The 957-nt window shown below is 44.6% G+C and carries 1 protein-coding gene; it reads right to left on the bottom strand.

The genetic code is table 11. The features are described from left to right. Positions 1 to 957, bottom strand: a 957-nt coding sequence (locus J7438_RS25975) for an ISAs1 family transposase (protein WP_209278927.1), incomplete at both ends; no start/stop codon positions are given.

The raw sequence follows: 957 nt of genomic DNA, 5'->3' as shown, positions 1-957 counted from the left end.
AATATGCACTATAGAACTTATTAATTCCTCAAGCTTATCGTTGTCCCAACCAGCAGTTAACCGTTTAAGCTTTATACTGTCATTGGTTTCCGTGTCCTGAGTGTGGATATTCAGTGCCAGCCGGTTAAGGATGGAAAAGTTTTCAATTGCGCAATTATTGGTGGTTTGATTTTTATCTTCACCAAAAGCAACGTCGAGTCTCCAGTGAAGTTTGTTCTCCACTTCCCAGTGTTTACGGGCAATATCCAGTACTTCTGCAGCACTGAGCTGCTTGCTCATGATGTAGTAGTGTACTTCGGTAGTGACTTCATTACCGATTTGTCGATCTCGCTGTATCATTGCAACTTGTTGCAGCCCTTCCCACTTCACAGCTTCTGTGATTTTGGAGAGGTCATCCATAACCCAAGCCATACGCTGCTCAATCCGGCCATGGCCTTTATCCAGCGTTTCTGAATAATTGAAACAGAGTGCCTGCTCTGGATGCCATTCACATTGTTGTTCAGCGACTTTTTCTATCTGCTTGTGAAGATTCTCCTGATTGCCTTTCACTGGAAGCAGATAGTCACCGCCCTGTTCGATGCAGACTTTAACAATCTCTCTTTGGCAGTTGAGAGCGTCTGCGGTGATAAAGCAACCCTTCAGGTACATAGACCTCAAAAGTTCAGGAACAGCAGTGATTTCATTGGATTTTTCATCAACCTTTCGTTGACAGAGAACCATTCCAGCTCGGGTACTCCACGCGCTTACCATATGAATGGCCTTTTTGGATTTACTTCTTGAGCCTCGAAGACACTTTCCATCGATGGGGATAACATCCAGCCCATCACCGGAAAAGTTCCTGAAAGTATCGGAAATCCATTGAGTAAAGCACTCTTGAAAGGCATTCGGGTCGAGTAGGCAAAAAGTTCGATAGAACGTGTCATGAGAGGGAATCCCGTTAGGGAGTTCCAGAAAAGT

Source organism: Thalassotalea sp. G20_0 (assembly GCF_017744175.1).
Lineage (GTDB): Bacteria > Pseudomonadota > Gammaproteobacteria > Pseudomonadales > Endozoicomonadaceae > Endozoicomonas.
This window is presented reverse-complemented; position numbering and strand designations above follow the sequence as displayed.